The sequence below is a fragment of the Marinomonas primoryensis genome (genome assembly GCF_013372285.1).
GTDB lineage: Bacteria > Pseudomonadota > Gammaproteobacteria > Pseudomonadales > Marinomonadaceae > Marinomonas > Marinomonas primoryensis.
The window spans coordinates 300,960-315,749 of record NZ_CP054301.1 but is presented as its reverse complement, the minus strand read 5'-3'; the positions used below and the strand labels follow the sequence as shown (position 1 = coordinate 315,749).

Below are 14,790 nucleotides of genomic sequence, written 5' to 3'. Positions count from 1 at the left end.
AGCCGCTTAAACTAACAACCGGCGCTTCACTGGGGTGGATTTCACAATCGCCGTATTGGTGTCCGCCAGTTCAGATATACTGTCTAAGATTGGGTCAAGTTCGCTGATGTCCTTTAGATAAAGGCGTGCAATATAGCAGTCGTCTCCCGTGACTTTGTCGCATTCCACTATTTCAGCAATCGAATTGATTTGCGCTTCCAGTTCTTTCATTTTACCCGGTAATTGGCGCATACGAACAATCGCCATCAAGCCGTAACCTAATGCAGCTGGGTTCACTTCGACACGATAATTCGCAATCACACCACTTTCTTCGAGTCTCCTTAGTCGTTCATTCACACTCGGTGCCGTCATTCCAACCGCACGAGCGAGTTCGGTAACAGGGGTTCTGGCGTTATCGTAAAGTAGCTCGATTAAGCGCGTATCTATGCCATCCAAATGGGCATCTTCTTTTTTAAGGTCATTTCTCATTTTTACCTCCAATAAATACAGTATCTAGCGTTATTTGTCTTTTTATTGGTCTGCCAAAAGGCCTTGTTTCGCTTTATTCTATAAACCATAGAATACTCACCTTACAAAGAAAACATCTTTGATTAATAAGGTAAGTTAGTAAACAACCTTACAAGGAGCGCATTTATGAAACAGTCGAATAGTACGATAGGCAGCATTGAGTTAACTTTCGCAATGATATTGTCTGGCACCATTGGTTACTTTGTTATCAGTTCTGAGCAATCTGTGTGGAATGTCATTTTCTTTCGCTGTGTTATTGGTGCTGTTTTTCTAGGTGGTTATGCTTATTATGCAGGATTAATCCGTCGTGAGTTTTTTCAACGAAACGCGATCTTGCTGATCCTCTTAGGTGGCATTACCTTAGTTGCAAACTGGATTTTTTTGTTTGCCTCGTTTGAATACATTCCGTTTTCTATCGCCACAGTGGCGTATCACATGCAGCCATTATTTTTGGTATTGGCTGGCGCGTTACTCACCAAGGACAAGCTGTCTGGAAGCTTACTGTTTTGGTTAGCGCTTGCGTTTACAGGACTTTTCTTGATCGTCGAATTAGACTTAAGCGAAATTCGGACGCTCTTCTCTAAGGATTCCAACCTTGTTTCCCAAGACAATGAACCTTCCGCACTTATTGGTTTATTACTCGCATTAGGCGCCGCCCTGCTTTATACGGTCACCACCTTAATCACAAAAAAAGTCAGCCAAATACCTTCTACTTTTGTGGCCTTGATTCAGGTCATTGTGGGTATTTTTATGCTGCTACCCTTTGTCGATTTTACAAGCTTACCGACACAAACCAGCCAATGGATAGATCTCTTAATTCTTGGTGCCGTGTTAACCAGTTTTATGTATATCATTATGTATGACAGCTTCCAAAAACTACCTACTAACCTTATTGCCTTATTGTCATTTATCTATCCTGTTACCGCCCTTTTTGTCGACTATTTCGCTTTTTCGAATACTATTAGCGGTTTACAAGGCATCGGGGTATTGTTGATATTGCTCGCTGTTTGCGCGGTGAAATTCAACTGGTCGCTGTCATCTAAAAAAGTAGTAATCGAAAAAGCGTGAGGGGGAAAATGTCTAAAGTCACCCTAAGTGGATACATAACCGTACCCGCGGAAGATCTAGAAGCCGTATTACGTGAGCTGCCAAATCACATCATCCTGACTCATCAAGAGCCAGGATGTTTGGTCTTCACAGTAACAAGAGATGCCAATAACCTGCATAGATTTGATGTGTTCGAGGAATTTACCGACAAAGCCGCCTTTGAGAAACATCAAGCGAGAGTTCAGGCATCTCGGTGGGGACAAATAACGCAAAATGTGGAGCGGTTTTATACGGTTACAGGTGGCTAAACTACGATTTAGTCCAATCAAAATCCATTTGGCGAGCCGCTTTTTCTGCGAGATCTAGGCTATGAAGCTTACTAACAATATGTAAGCTCATATCAATTCCTGCAGAAATACCAGCAGAAGTAATGATGTCACCTTCATCGACCCAGCGTACATTTTCTATTACCTCTAGTGTTGTAAACATTGCTTTCAGATCGGCGATATCCTCCCAGTGCGTCGTCACTTTTTGTGATTGTAGTACTTCCGCTTTTGCCAATAGAAAAGCGCCTGTGCAGACAGAAGCAACCAAGCTCGCTTTTTTAGCCTGCTGATGGATCCAATCAATCACATGCGCTTTATTTATCTCTTCAGTGTGATCACCACCTACAACGATCAACACATCAATATTCGGATGATTTTCGAAACTGTAGTTAGGAACCACTTTATAGCCAGCTCTAGCGATTACCGTTTCACCTGATTCACCAATCAAAAACACATTAAAAGGTTCATCGTTTTGGCAAACACGAGACGCCGTAGAAAACACCTCAAATGGACCAGAAAAGTCCAGCACCTCTGCTTTATGGTAAAGATAAATTCCAACATTCATGAGTTTCATTCTCTCGAAAAAAAGTAATTATCAGTAAAGCACATAAAGTATCAGATGCTCCTAAAATTTAGCAGCGAAAATATCTATACATTTTGTCCAGCTAGAGGAGCCGCCAGAGTCAGTTCATGGCGACAGTCGATATTGATTTTTTTCGGCGATGAACTGCCCTGCAATCATCGTTTTAATAGCTCTGTATACTTTTTCATTTTTCTATCCATCAGGAAACCTTGTGTGTGCCATCAATTAATTTGGCTTTTTTATCAGTGCGGATTGCGGGAAGATCATCAAGCACGTTTATTCCATAAGATCACAAGGAGCTGATGATGATTTTGCACGATTTTTTACCTTCCGGTAACGGTTATAAAATTCGTTTGTTATGTGCTTTTTTAGGCTTAAAGGTCACATTAAAAGAATACGACATCACGAAGGGCGAAACACACTCCGACGCTTTTTTGGCGATGAATCCAAACGGTAAAATTCCTGTTTTAGAACTGGATGATGGGCAATGTTTGAGCGAAAGCAACGCGGTGCTTTTGTACTTAGCAGAAGCGCATCAATCCCCGTTATTGCCAAGTGATCTAATCCAAAAAGCCAAGGTGCATCAATGGTTATTTTGGGAACAATACAGCCATGAACCAAATATTGCGTCGCCACGTTTTTGGCTGACACACAACGCCATGACAGATCTAAAAGCACAAATGCTGCCAGACCGAATTCAGCAAGGTAATGCCGCGCTGCAACTCATGGATGACACCTTGTCTACACAGGATTTTTTGACTGGTAACACCCTCACTCTGGCGGACATTTGTTTGTTTCCTTACACCCATGTAGCGGAAGAAGGCGGTGTTTATGATTTATTAAATTACCCTCATGTTCAACGCTGGATTAACACCATCAAAGCACTAAATTGGTACCTTCCTATAACGCACACTACGCTTTAGTTTTTTCATGTAAAAACAATCACATACTGTTTATTACTTCGTATATCGACTTTATCCCTATCGACTACTTTAAAAGGTGGATTTGAAGCCACCTCGTATTCTTTATTAAAACGATTTAACTGACTTAAACAATTAACCACTTGATCAATTAACCTTTATAGGCTTACTTGCGGATTAGTAAGTCTGGTGCCATTTTATATAAGGTCGCTATTGCCTTATCCATATTTTTCGGACGAAAGGCGGTTTTATAGCAAAGGAAGGCAAGTTATTTCAATATACAAGAACCGTTTAAATCAGGATTATATTATGGGTATATTTCATACAATAAGAGGACGCTACACCATCGCATTTGGTAGTTTAGCGTTTATTTTTTTGGTCGTTGTGATCGCTGCAGAAGCACTAGTGGGTTACCTCCAAAGCAGCATAGGTAAATACGCTCACGGCACAGCCTTGGTACAAAACGCAGACAGAGACCTTTATCAATCACGCTTGGCGTTGGCCTCGCTGGTCTTTGCAAAAGAAGTATTGTCAGACTCGTCGCTTGAAAAAAACGTGCTATCCAATGCTCAACAAGCCCATGACAGAATGCAGGAATTTCGTAAACTGACGTCTGACATTCCTGAAATCAAAGATTTTTTAGTCGATTTTGATGTCAACTTTGAAAGTTGGCATACGCGCAGCCTAGAAATAGTTGAAGAAGTTAGGCGAGGAAATCACAACGCCGCTATGGTTCGATTCATCGGCGCAAACCAAACGCATTTCATTAATTTACGCACCCTGTACGATCATTCAGAAGAGCTCATTGCTCTCCATGCTGCACATGAAAAAGAAAGAATTGATCTTTTTGCCAACGAATTTAAAATTATCGTCGCCATTTTGGCGGTCATTGTACTCATCGCCAGCATCTCTCTGGCGTGGTTTGCGCCTCGTAACATATCCAGAGCCATCAAACGTGTCACCTATGGCGTGCATGAGATCAGCGCGGGCGATGGTGACCTTACACGCCGAATCAATAGCACAAAAAGAGATGAAACCGGCGAACTAAGCCGAGAGCTAGATGGCTTTGTTGCCAAACTTGGGCGTTTAATAGGCGAAGTGAGAGTAGGTTGTGAGCACATCCGACAAGAAATGCATGGCTTAGGAGAATCTGCAACAACATCTGCTAAGTTAAGTGAGCGCCAACACCAATCTCTCGACTTTATTGTGACCGCCGTTGAAGAAATGGGAGGAGCAACTCGAGAAGTCGCACACAATGCAGCCAGCACGGTGGAAGAAGTCGAATCCCTTAACCGCTGCGCAGACGAGGGCGTCGAACAGCTTAACAATTCAATTCAACAACTGGACAGCCTTGCAAATCAGATCAACAATGCAGCCTCTGTCATCAGTCAGCTATCAGAGCGGTCTGATAAAATCGCCTCAGTATTGGATGTGATTCTTGGCATTTCTGAACAAACCAACTTGCTCGCGCTAAACGCAGCCATTGAGGCAGCAAGAGCGGGCGAACAAGGCCGAGGTTTTGCCGTTGTTGCTGACGAAGTTCGCGAATTAGCCAGTAAAACTCAGGCGTCTACCGAAGACATTCAAAAGATGATCAACGACCTTCAATCCGGTGTGAGTAATGCGGTGTCTGCCATCACAGATAGTGTCAATATGGCGGGTTCCAGTGTTTCTTTGTCGCAAAAAACCAAGGAATCCATTACTTTTGTTAAGCAATCGGCTGGTCGTATTTACGACTTCACCGCGCAAACAGCCAGTGCGACAGAAGAACAGAGTAAGGTTACCGATGAGATTAATGAGAATCTGTCTAGTTTGTCTTCGATGTCAAAAGAAGTGCTAGAGATTTCTAGACGTATCAGTCATTCAGTTCAAGAAACACTAACCAATTCGGATGAGCTGGCCGATCAAGTAAAACGCTTTACGGTGTAAACGGATTTCAAGACAGAACAAAGATAAAATAACAAAAGCCAATACCTAAGCGGCATTGGCTTTTTATTTTTCTAGGCACACTCTGTATCTGCTTAGCGCATCTCAAGATGAAAATTCCCCCGCTAACATACCTTGTTCATACCCACCCTGTTCCGTATAGTTTGCGGCGTATTTAAGTGCTTTTGTCATGCCATTCTAGTCAATAGAACAAAGAAGGATGGTACTTAATAATTAAAATGTTATATTATAACAATTATTAATCAACGGAATCTGTTTTACCTTGAAGAGCAAAGTACTCTCTCCATCAAATAGCCATCCACACGACGACGCTTGCTACTTTTCCAGTTGCCAGCCCGCCAGCATGCAACTGAATAACGTGGCGTGGTCGCCTTACCGTGACAAGCCTTTACTGGAACCTGTTAATGTCACCATTACGGCGGGAGAGTTTGTCGCAGTTGTCGGGCCAAATGGCTCAGGAAAAACCAGTTTACTGCGTTGCCTCTATCGAGTGAATAGGCCCTCATCAGGGCAAGTTTTACTTGATAGACAGGATATTTGGTCGCTTTCGGCGCGCCAGTGCGCACAGCGTATTGCCACTGTATTGCAAGACACTGGCGCAGAATTCGGCTTAAGCGTGTTTGAAATGGCTGAAATTGGCCTAACGCCAATGTCGACCAGCTGGAAACGCTCAGAAAATGATAGTCGAATCATAGAAAATGCCTTAGCGCTTTTAGACGTAGGTCATCTTGCTGACCGTGCTTTTGACTCGCTATCAGGTGGTGAACGCCAGCGCGTTATGATAGCGCGCGCTTTAGTGCAATGTCCGGACGTGTTGATTTTAGACGAGCCAACTAACCACCTCGATATTCGTCATCAACTCGAAGTCTTAGAACTGCTGGCCAGCTTGCCTTGTACCGTGATTGTTTCTCTGCATGATTTGTCCCTAGCTTCTGCATATGCCGATCGAGTGCTGGTAATGAAAGCAGGAAAAATGCAGGATTTCGCGCCGCCAAGCCATGTTTTTACCGAGCAACAAATCAAACAAGTTTTTGACGTAGAAACCGTTATTGACGAACACCCAATTACCCAACGCCCACGTTTTTCTTTTTACCTTCATAAGAAGCAGGATTGATTCATGCCGACTCTCGCTCATCAACAAATTCACCCACACCCACACAACAAAAGCGCCTTCGCAAAACACGTTATCTTGTTACTGAGCACCATGATGGCTGGCGTACTTCAAGCCAGCTCAGCGACGGATCAGCATTATCCGATTGACGTGCAAAGCTGTGATCGTATTGTCACCTTTGACCATGCGCCAAAAGCTACGGTCTCGAACGATGTAAACCTCACTGAAATGATGTTGGCGCTTAAGTTACAGGACAGCATGGTAGGGTTCACTGGTGTGTCTGGCTGGAAAACGTTAGACCCGACGCTGCGTAATGGCATTGGTGAACTGCCTGAGCTGTCGCCGAAATACCCAAGCAAAGAAGTCTTATTAGGCGCAGACGCGGATTTCTATTTTGCAGGCTGGAATTACGGCATGCGGGTTGGCGGTGGCGTTACACCTGACACACTTGATCCTTTGGGAATCAAAGTCTACGAGCTTACCGAAAGCTGTATTCACATTATGGATAAACCGAAAGTGTCGATGAACGACCTCTATAATGATCTGCTGAATCTCGGTCGTATTTTTAATGTTGAGTCTCGTGCAAACACCTTGGTGACGGGTTATAAAAAAGAACTGGCGGATTTCCAAGCGCATCTAACACCATTGCCATCACCGACCAAGGTATTTGTCTACGATTCGGGCGAAGAACAGCCGTTTACGTCAGGCCGTTACGGCATGCCAACAGCACTGATTGAAGCGGCTGGCGGCAAGAACATTACCGATGACGTGAAAAAGAGCTGGACTCAAATTGGCTGGGAATCGGTGATCGACCGCGCCCCTGACGTGATTATCATCGTTAATTACGGCGATGTAACCGCGCAACAAAAAATCAATTTTTTACGCAGTAATCCAGCGTTTAGCGACATTCCTGCGGTGAAGAACAATCAATTCACCGTATTGGAATACGTCGAAGCAACGCCTGGACCACGTAACATCGAGGCGATCAAACACCTAGCTAAGGCATTTAGAGCCGCGCTATGAAACCAGTCAAAAAAGTCTCTCTGATCGCCCATGTGCCTTTACGTATTTTATTACCGACTTTAGCGATCTTACTGATCCTGCTAATGGGCGTTGCGATTGGTGTTGGGTCTGTTTCTATTAGTCAGTCAACGGTCTGGGGCGTTATCGCGCATAAATTGTCATTGAGCAATGGATTGCCGAACTGGTCGATGGGCCGTGAAAATATTATCTGGGCCGTTCGCATGCCCAGAGTCATTCTTGCGGCGATTGTTGGCGCTGCACTGGCGATAGTCGGTGCCGCGTTGCAATCGGTGACTCGTAATCCGTTGGCCGATCCACATTTATTGGGCATCTCTTCGGGTGCCGCGCTGGGTGCCATCATCGCGTTATTGCATACCGGCATGGTGCTGGGTGTGGTTACCGTGCCTGTGTTTGCGTTTCTCGGTGCACTGTTGGCGATGTTTTTGGTATTGGCGGTGGCAAACTTCTCCATGGCACACAATGCCGGACGTTTAATATTGGCTGGTGTTGCGGTGGCGTTTATTCTGACAGCGTTAGGTAATTTATTTATTTTTATGGGCGATCATCGCGCATCGCACACCGTTATTTTCTGGATGCTCGGCGGATTGGGGCTCGCACAATGGGGACAGCTTTGGTTTCCTTTTTTCACCTTGTTATTTGGCGCAAGTTATCTAATCCACAAAGCCCGCTATTTGAACGCCATGACATTAGGCGATGAAACGGCCAGCACGTTAGGCGTGCCGGTACGGCGCTTTCGTCTCATCGTCATTGTGGTGTGTGCATTGCTCACGGGGGCAGCGGTGGCGTTTTCGGGGGTGATTGGTTTTGTCGGTTTAATGGTGCCGCACATTGTGCGTTTGTTGGTTGGCGGCGATTATCGTAAAGTTTTACCCTTATCCGCGTTACTCGGTGCGTTATTTTTAGTCACGGCTGATATTATCGCTCGAATTATCATGCCACCAGAAGACATGCCAATTGGTATTTTAACAGGACTGGCTGGCGGCATCGCTTTCGTCTTCCTAATGAGACAGCGCCGTAACGTATCGTTGTGATGGATCAATAATTCGATATTTTTAACTCAACTGCTTTATACATTTTCTATAAAAACGTATAAAGCATTACATATTAATTTTAAAAAATAAATCGCCGAAGCCCCATATAAAAGTACCTGTCATTAACAAAGATACTTCTAGCATCCCTAGCTGGAACCTTACATTAACAGTAAGCTCATCCATTTTATCTTCGAATTTTTCTTTTATCGAATCGATTTCTTTTTCTATATATTCTTTTGGAGCATTGAATTTTCTAAGTTTTATTTTTGCACGAGATAATTCAATTCTATGTTGAATATTCAACCTATCAATCAATACTCTTTCTTGTATGATGCCACTAATACTTGACCAAACACCGATTAAAACAATCAAACAACCGCTTCGAGTTAACCATTCAAGTTGTAAAAAACCCTCTTCGGTCAAATAATACCCTGCATAAATTAAAACAAAGGAAACTGACCAAGAAAATAAAATCTGTCTTATTCTGATTTTACTGATGTCTTTTTTGTATGGGGTTTGCTCTTCTTCCATAATAATATTCTTTATAACAACACATTAATAAATAATCACTTCAAATCATTAAAAACGAAGTAATAAACCTGATAGTAAAAAATACAGAACCAAAAGTATAAATAAAATGCTAAGTACCATAGGTTTTGCCACAAACAGAGAAAGGTCGGAAACAGCCTAATAACGGCCATTGAGGCGTGTTTTTTTCATCCCCTAAAAAATTCCCTTCATCATGAGACCTTGTGTAAAGAGAGAGTAACGTAAACAGTGTCAAAGTAAACTGGTTTGTTGTAAAGATATCTGGGAAGATAATCTTCAGGTTAATATTCAACAACAAACGTTCAAAGACGGCTTAAAAGCCAGATTATTAGGCAATAACATGACAACAGAAATTATTACTTGGTGTGCCATCGCGCTTTGCATTTCACAGTCTGCTATTTTTTCAGGACTGAATCTTGCGTTTTTTTCCATCAGTAGACTGCACCTGGATGTTGAAGCGAAGAAGGGAAATAAAGCAGCAAAAATAGTATTAAAACTAAGGAACGATTCTAATTTTTTATTGGCCACCATTTTATGGGGCAATGTGGGCATCAATGTATTATTAACCATGCTATCAGACTCAGTACTGACAGGATTAGGTGCTTTCTTATTTTCAACTATTGCGATTACGGTTATCGGTGAGATTACACCGCAAGCCTATTTTTCGCGTAATGCATTAAAGATGGGAAGTCTTTTATCTCCTGTTATTCGTTTTTATCAAATTCTATTTTATCCTGTTGCAAAACCAACCGCATTAATCCTTGACGCTTGGTTAGGAAAGGAAGGTATTACCTACCTTGAAGAAAGTGAACTTCGCAATATCATTCGCCAACATATTACGGCGGAAGAAGCAGACTTGAATCAAGTAGAAGGCATTGGGGCATTGAATTTTTTCGCGCTTGATGAAATTCATGTCATACAAGAAGGTGAAATAATCGACCCAGATTCCATTATTGCTTTACCGACGAAATTAGATTTACCTATTATTCCAGAGTTAACACAAGGCCCTGATGATCCTTTTCTTAGATTAATCAATAAAACCGATCATCGCTGGATTATATTAACGAACATTGAAGGTGATCCTTTACTGGCATTAGACGCAGATGGTTTTTCTAGGGCTGCTGTATACCAACAAGATAGCTTTGATCCGTACAATTTTTGCCATCGCCCTGTGGTTATTACCGATGAATCCACACCATTAAATGATGCGATGCTTAAAATGAAATTGAATGCGTCAACCGATAAAAATTTTGATGGCGACATTGAACACGATATTTTATTAATTTGGGGAAGTGAAAAACGTATCATTACCGGGGCCGATATCTTTGGCTTATTACTGAAAGGCATGTCATCTGTAGAGAAATGATAGGCCGCGAATCAGATTAGTTAATTCGACTATGGCACACAAAAACGAAAAATAGCGTATTAAACAGCAGAATAATGACTCTAAGCCAGTCCAAAAAAGTCTCTTCCGGCTTCGAGTCATTCTAAAAAGTAATTCATTTTTTATGGGGATATTTAAGATTCAAATCTTTGTATCACTATAACTCCCCCTTCGTTTACTCTTGTAAAAATGACGAAAGCTCATCGACGTGTGATTGTGTTTCGTTAATTAGTAAACCTATTTGTACCGCAGCTTCGTTTGAGGTTTTGGCTAGATTACGCACTTCATCCGCCACTACGGCGAAGCCTCTACCTGCTTCACCCGCTCTTGCTGCTTCAATTGCGGCATTTAGAGCCAGTAAGTTAGTTTGATCGGCCACTGCGTTAATAGTAGTCACCGTTGTTTGAATTTTGCCAAGTACCGTTGACATAGAACGATGTGTTTCACTAACCAACTTATTACGAGCAGAAACGTTACTACCAAAGACTATGTACTTAGCAATGTTGCCATTTAAGTCAGTGATTGAAGAAATAATGCAATCTAGTATCACTTCAGCATTGTTATGATTAAGTTTCATCATCACAGCTGTTGCTTCACCCTGCTCGATCTTATTCACCCGAGGTTGATCTAAATAATCTTTTAAGTTGCCCACTGCCATCTGTATTTGAGCGTCATTATGAATATTAAGCTGTTCTTTGGTGTAATCATTCGCTGAAATAAACTGACCATTTTGATTGAATTCTAATACCGCCGAATGGCTGCTGATGGCATCTCTTTGATTAATTTGTTCCAACACTTGGCGTTTAATATCACGCACGTCAGAGCTAACGCCAACAAATCCAGTATGTTCTCCATGTTTATTAAAAATGGGGTTTACTGACAAAACGATCCAGTAGGGAACCCCGCTTTTGTCAAAATTCAGTATTTCTTCATAAAAAGGCTGACGCGCTTTCAGATTTTTCGAAATGCGTTTAATCGTTTCTTTATCGGTTTGCTCACGTTGCAGTAAGAAACTTGGTTTCTTACCTTTGACTTCTTGTAATGAGTAACCTGAGAGTACTTCAAAACCTGGGTTGACGTATTCGACCAAACCATTTTTATCCGTTATCAATACGCTCGTACTAGTGTTACTGACTACTTGAGAGAGCATTTCGAACTGTTTAAGATTCGCGCTTTCAGATCGTTTAGATAATACGAAAGCGGTGAATTTTTCATTATTTGAATCAAGAAGGCGACAATTTACATGAAAATAAACATCGTCTTTCTCAGATAAACACAGCAGATTGTCTTTATTTTTAGAAGCACTTTGTAAAATGTCGAGTAAATTCAAATCGTTTTGATTTAAATACTGAGCACCTGAATTAACTGAATCCAATTTAGCCATCACCAGTGTGCCGTGACGGTTAAAAACAGCATACGAATCTTGACCTAAGTCGATTAATTGCTGCCAAGCTTGTTCAACTAACACGTGTACTAGGACTGGCTGAAATACATAAAGAGAACAAGAATCAAGCGGCTTAAGCTTCAATGAAATAATCTGCTGCTTTAGGTGTAGCTCACCATCAAAAATAATTTTTTGGCTATCCTTATCGTAACGCTTGAGCAAGGAAGTTAGGGTTTGATTGTGGTCTGACTGCTCCAACTTCAGACCTAATTTACTATAGGCATCGTTAGCAGCAATCACTTTCTGCTCTGCGTCTACTATGACGGCTGCAGATTGATGGGTGATAACTATCTGTTCTGCCTGCACTTTTGCATTTGATTTTGAACTAAACCACATAAAATCTCACTATTAATAAAGCCAAATATTCAAATCATACGATTGGCCTTAAGAAGTGGATCACAAAAAAATACATTTAACTTACACTTTGGTTACATTTTAGTTGAGCGAATACCAAGGCATACACTCATTCCGATGAGCAAGGGATTTTTTGACTGACTTCACAGCATTCTCTGTTAAATGTACTAACGGTAAACATTTCATGATGTGGAGAGGAAGACTTTGCTTTTTTACGTCTAAGGCACTAGCAACATTCACCCTTTTTAACCAATCAAAAAACGGCACAATAAAACCCAACATGCATGTTCAAACCGTTTCCAATGGTCTACATATCATTTTTTGACAAGATGGAGGCATAGAAAATTTTGCTATTTACGTAACCAAATAAAAAGTCATTTCTGCAAGAAGCTCACAGCAAAATTCATAATTGGGACAATCACCAGCGCCATAATAAACAAGCGAAGTGATGTATTTAAATGCCTAATATAAGGGCTTAATAACGTGAAAAACATATTCAGTAGTGGGTAAATAGTGACCTAAACCAATGACATCATTTTCCATTTTTTATGGTGGTACTTTGCTTAAACCCTGAAAGGGGCCTTTTTTTACAGTCATTTTCTGTCATGAATTTCTCACTTCTTATGTCGATATGCTCAGCCGTTGAGTCCAAGAATAGGTTATAAGGCTAGTAATTTCGACCTTAAGTAAAATCAACACAACGACTAAACCAGAACCATGACAGCCGAGATCTCACACAGATAAATACCCTAGCAGCATTGCCCAAAAAATAATCAAAAAAAACATTATGTAAATCAGACAAATCGGTTTATAACCACAACTTGTCTCTTGCCTATTTTTGGAACCTTTTCACATGCCTAGTGATGACTTTATCGATCTGCTTAAACTGCTCATTCGCGCCCCCAGTGTTGTTGGTGCGGAACATTCATTTTTCCGTGTATTACAGCGTGAACTGGAAGAACGAGGAGCAAAAGTCACTTGGTACGAAGGTTTGTTGGTTGCTCAGGGCAGCGATCCGTTTAGTACCATGTTTTCAGCGCACATTGATCGTCACGGTTTAGTGTGTACTGGCCCAAACGAATTCCAATACGCGGCGTTTGTTTCGGCAAATCGCACTGACTTACTCAATAACTCGGTATCAGAAGAGCTGATGTCTAAAGTGACAGGGCGCTTCAACCATGAAGAAGTGTACGCCTACGAACCTTGGTCTGGCATTTATCGTGGTAAAGGCGTGATCACAAAGTCTTACGTTTGCGAATATAGAAACAACCTGATTTTTGAAATCGACGGTTTAGAAGGGGTTGTCGCGGGGACGCCAATTGCGTTTAAAGATCAGCTTCATTTGGTCAACAATCGTTTGGAAGGCCAGCTCGATAACGTGATTTCAGCCGCCGCATTGGTTCATTTATTCGATCACGGCTTTAAGGGCACCGCTTTTTTCACCGCTCAAGAAGAAGCCGGTAAAAGCTGGCGTTATTTATTGGAATGGTTCCGTCGTTTTGGTGGTTCAACAAACCGTTTGTTTGTGGTCGACACCAGCCCATTTCCGAACATTGAAGCCGCCAACAAACAGCTTCTCGTGCTACGCGAAAAAGACGCCAACGCAACGTTCAATCCTGACAGTACCAAGCTGCTAGAAGCACTGTGTGAGAAAAACAATATCAGCTATTTGTACAAAAACCGTTATGTAGAAGAAGAAAACACCAAGCGAGCAGAGCAAGGTTTGCCGCCAAGTTCATTGGGCAGTACGGAATTGGGTCGTATTATTGCAGCGTCCAATGGATTAGTGGATGGCACCACCATACAGATGCCAACCATCGGCTATCACACCATGCACGAATCAGCGTCAGTAGAATCGGTCGACGCGTTTATCGATATGCTCAAAGTGGTGTCCAATATTTGATCTAAGTCTCTAAGCACCCAGCGCAAAAGGAATAACAGGGCAATTGAGTACAATATTGGTTCGTTCGATGGTGACCAAGCCCTGATCTTCTGCTACAAAAATGGCCTCTTCGGAAGTCAATTCTTGTGCTTGTATTGGATCCTTCCAAACCACTACATACATCAGCCAAAGTGGCGAATAATGCGAGTCTTTACTCAAATGCCCCAATGGATGAGGCACAGAAGCAAACACACTCCAAGCCTGCTCTTTATTCGGAAAAGCATACACCCTTTCTAGCACTGTCTTAACTTGCGGAGGCTTTGGGTAATTCGGTACGGCGTCACGCAAACGAGGCGCATAATTGGCTTGTTTCGCTCTCGCCACGGCTTGGTCAGACACATCCGTGGTGATGTACAAAACTTCTTGATCATCATGCCAACCGTGCAACAAAGGCAAACTCACTGTATCGCCTTTAACCTGCGGATTTTGTATAGAATAGCTACTGCAAGCAGACAAGAAAAAGGCGATTGCTAACCCTAATAAACATCGACGTAACATGCATTCCACTCCAGAGTGTTCAAATAAAAAAATCCGTGACATAGGTAATAATGGCACGGGGATTATTTATTGTTAACAACAACAGGCTAAATACAAAAATAAG

At 42.1% G+C, this 14,790-nt stretch carries 13 protein-coding genes and 1 pseudogene; 9 read left to right on the top strand and 5 right to left on the bottom strand.

The features are described 5' to 3' along the window. Positions 1-6: 6 nt before the first annotated feature. Complete coding sequence (locus MP3633_RS01420) at positions 7-468, bottom strand: Lrp/AsnC family transcriptional regulator (RefSeq protein WP_176334172.1); 462 nt, start codon at positions 466-468, stop codon at positions 7-9. A 165-nt stretch (positions 469-633) separates the two neighbouring features. Between MP3633_RS01420 and MP3633_RS01415 the strand changes: the two genes are divergently transcribed. Together MP3633_RS01415 and MP3633_RS01410 are read left to right on the top strand one after the other, a co-directional pair. Further along, complete coding sequence (locus tag MP3633_RS01415) at positions 634-1,575, top strand: DMT family transporter (protein WP_176334171.1); 942 nt, start codon at positions 634-636, stop codon at positions 1,573-1,575. An 8-nt stretch (positions 1,576-1,583) separates the two neighbouring features. Then, positions 1,584-1,862, top strand: a complete 279-nt coding sequence (locus MP3633_RS01410) for a putative quinol monooxygenase (protein ID WP_176334170.1) — start codon at positions 1,584-1,586, stop codon at positions 1,860-1,862. Position 1,863: 1 nt separating this feature from the next. Here MP3633_RS01410 and MP3633_RS01405 read toward each other — a convergent pair whose 3' ends face one another. Then, positions 1,864-2,445, bottom strand: coding sequence for a DJ-1/PfpI family protein (locus tag MP3633_RS01405; protein WP_176334169.1), 582 nt, complete (start codon positions 2,443-2,445; stop codon positions 1,864-1,866). Positions 2,446-2,765: 320 nt separating this feature from the next. On the opposite strand from MP3633_RS01405, the gene MP3633_RS01400 reads away from it, so the two are divergent. From MP3633_RS01400 to MP3633_RS01380, 5 genes are all read left to right on the top strand, one after another. Then, positions 2,766-3,386 (top strand): glutathione S-transferase family protein, encoded by a 621-nt coding sequence (locus MP3633_RS01400; RefSeq protein ID WP_244959767.1) that lies wholly within the window; start codon positions 2,766-2,768, stop codon positions 3,384-3,386. 306 nt (positions 3,387-3,692) lie between these two features. Beyond that, positions 3,693-5,312, top strand: a complete 1,620-nt coding sequence (locus tag MP3633_RS01395; RefSeq protein WP_176334168.1) for a methyl-accepting chemotaxis protein — start codon at positions 3,693-3,695, stop codon at positions 5,310-5,312. A gap of 280 nt (positions 5,313-5,592) precedes the next feature. Next, on the top strand, positions 5,593-6,444 hold the full coding sequence (locus MP3633_RS01390) for an ABC transporter ATP-binding protein (RefSeq protein WP_244959765.1): 852 nt from the start codon (positions 5,593-5,595) through the stop codon (positions 6,442-6,444). Between the two features lie 3 nt (positions 6,445-6,447). Beyond that, complete coding sequence (locus MP3633_RS01385; RefSeq protein ID WP_244959763.1) at positions 6,448-7,464, top strand: ABC transporter substrate-binding protein; 1,017 nt, start codon at positions 6,448-6,450, stop codon at positions 7,462-7,464. Next, positions 7,461-8,516, top strand: coding sequence for a FecCD family ABC transporter permease (locus tag MP3633_RS01380; RefSeq protein ID WP_176334167.1), 1,056 nt, complete (start codon positions 7,461-7,463; stop codon positions 8,514-8,516). Before MP3633_RS01385 ends, MP3633_RS01380 begins: the two co-directional genes overlap by 4 nt. Positions 8,517-8,582: 66 nt before the next feature. Here the strand turns inward: MP3633_RS01380 and MP3633_RS01375 are convergent, their stop codons facing one another. Beyond that, positions 8,583-9,047 (bottom strand): hypothetical protein, encoded by a 465-nt coding sequence (locus MP3633_RS01375; RefSeq protein ID WP_176334166.1) that lies wholly within the window; start codon positions 9,045-9,047, stop codon positions 8,583-8,585. Between the two features lie 358 nt (positions 9,048-9,405). On the opposite strand from MP3633_RS01375, the gene MP3633_RS01370 reads away from it, so the two are divergent. Further along, a complete protein-coding gene (locus MP3633_RS01370; RefSeq protein WP_176334165.1) occupies positions 9,406-10,431 on the top strand; it encodes a DUF21 domain-containing protein in 1,026 nt (341 codons plus the stop codon). A gap of 265 nt (positions 10,432-10,696) precedes the next feature. Here the strand turns inward: MP3633_RS01370 and MP3633_RS19030 are convergent. Further along, positions 10,697-12,229: pseudogene (locus MP3633_RS19030) on the bottom strand (PAS domain-containing protein); the annotation flags it as partial. Between the two features lie 871 nt (positions 12,230-13,100). Between MP3633_RS19030 and MP3633_RS01360 the strand changes: the two are divergent. Then, a complete protein-coding gene (locus tag MP3633_RS01360) occupies positions 13,101-14,150 on the top strand; it encodes a peptidase M42 (protein ID WP_176334163.1) in 1,050 nt (349 codons plus the stop codon). Positions 14,151-14,159: 9 nt separating this feature from the next. On the opposite strand, the gene MP3633_RS01355 is transcribed toward MP3633_RS01360, so the two are convergent. Further along, complete coding sequence (locus MP3633_RS01355) at positions 14,160-14,687, bottom strand: DUF7482 domain-containing protein (protein ID WP_176334162.1); 528 nt, start codon at positions 14,685-14,687, stop codon at positions 14,160-14,162. Positions 14,688-14,790: the final 103 nt, after the last annotated feature.

Bases quoted from the DNA above. Each gene is read 5' to 3' on its own strand.
- MP3633_RS01360 (WP_176334163.1), top strand. From the start codon at position 13,101: ATGCCTAGTGATGACTTTATCGATCTGCTTAAACTGCTCATTCGCGCC.
- MP3633_RS01395 (WP_176334168.1), top strand. From the start codon at position 3,693: ATGGGTATATTTCATACAATAAGAGGACGCTACACCATCGCATTTGGT.
- MP3633_RS01410 (WP_176334170.1), top strand. From the start codon at position 1,584: ATGTCTAAAGTCACCCTAAGTGGATACATAACCGTACCCGCGGAAGAT.
- MP3633_RS01405 (WP_176334169.1), bottom strand. From the start codon at position 2,445: ATGAATGTTGGAATTTATCTTTACCATAAAGCAGAGGTGCTGGACTTT.
- MP3633_RS01375 (WP_176334166.1), bottom strand. From the start codon at position 9,047: ATGGAAGAAGAGCAAACCCCATACAAAAAAGACATCAGTAAAATCAGA.
- MP3633_RS01385 (WP_244959763.1), top strand. From the start codon at position 6,448: ATGCCGACTCTCGCTCATCAACAAATTCACCCACACCCACACAACAAA.
- MP3633_RS01380 (WP_176334167.1), top strand. From the start codon at position 7,461: ATGAAACCAGTCAAAAAAGTCTCTCTGATCGCCCATGTGCCTTTACGT.
- MP3633_RS01400 (WP_244959767.1), top strand. From the start codon at position 2,766: ATGATGATTTTGCACGATTTTTTACCTTCCGGTAACGGTTATAAAATT.
- MP3633_RS01370 (WP_176334165.1), top strand. From the start codon at position 9,406: ATGACAACAGAAATTATTACTTGGTGTGCCATCGCGCTTTGCATTTCA.
- MP3633_RS01415 (WP_176334171.1), top strand. From the start codon at position 634: ATGAAACAGTCGAATAGTACGATAGGCAGCATTGAGTTAACTTTCGCA.
- MP3633_RS01355 (WP_176334162.1), bottom strand. From the start codon at position 14,687: ATGTTACGTCGATGTTTATTAGGGTTAGCAATCGCCTTTTTCTTGTCT.
- MP3633_RS01420 (WP_176334172.1), bottom strand. From the start codon at position 468: ATGAGAAATGACCTTAAAAAAGAAGATGCCCATTTGGATGGCATAGAT.